Source organism: Aquicoccus porphyridii, assembly GCF_008369105.1.
GTDB classification, from domain to species: Bacteria; Pseudomonadota; Alphaproteobacteria; order Rhodobacterales; family Rhodobacteraceae; genus Aquicoccus; species Aquicoccus porphyridii.
Genome location: NZ_VINQ01000096.1, coordinates 1 through 531, shown reverse-complemented (window position 1 = coordinate 531; position 531 = coordinate 1). Strand labels below are relative to the sequence as shown.

Annotated in this window: 1 protein-coding gene; it reads left to right on the top strand. The window is 69.7% G+C overall.

The window, feature by feature from the left end:
- A partial coding sequence (gene dapF, locus FLO80_RS23740) for a diaminopimelate epimerase (RefSeq protein ID WP_149187132.1) occupies positions 1-502 on the top strand: 502 nt, incomplete at its 5' end.
- Positions 503-531: the final 29 nt, after the last annotated feature.

Genomic DNA, 531 nt, shown 5'->3' with positions numbered 1-531 from the left:
CCGCCCGGACGGCCAGGTCACGGTGGACATGGGTCCGCCGCGCCTGGCCCCGGCCGAGATACCGTTCCAGGCCGAGCGCGAAGCCTTGTCCTATGAGATAGAGGTGAATGGCCAGCGCGTCGAACTGGCCGCGGTATCCATGGGCAATCCCCATGGCGTGCTGCGCGTCGAGAACGTCGACAGCGCACCGGTACACAGCCTCGGTCCGCAACTGGAAGTCCATCCGCGCTTCCCGAAGAAGGCCAACATCGGCTTCCTCCAGGTGCTCGATCCGCACCATGCGCGCCTGCGCGTCTGGGAGCGCGGCGTCGGCGAGACCCAAGCCTGCGGCACCGGCGCCTGCGCCGCGGCGGTTGCCGGGATTCGCCAGGGCTGGCTGCAATCGCCGGTGCAGATCGACCTCCCCGGCGGCCGCCTGCACATCGAGTGGGCAGGTCCCGGCCAGCCCGTTATGATGACCGGGCCTGCCGTCCGCGTGTATGAAGGCCAGGTCCGCCTGTAAGGGCCGTCGCCCGCGAGAACCGAGACGCT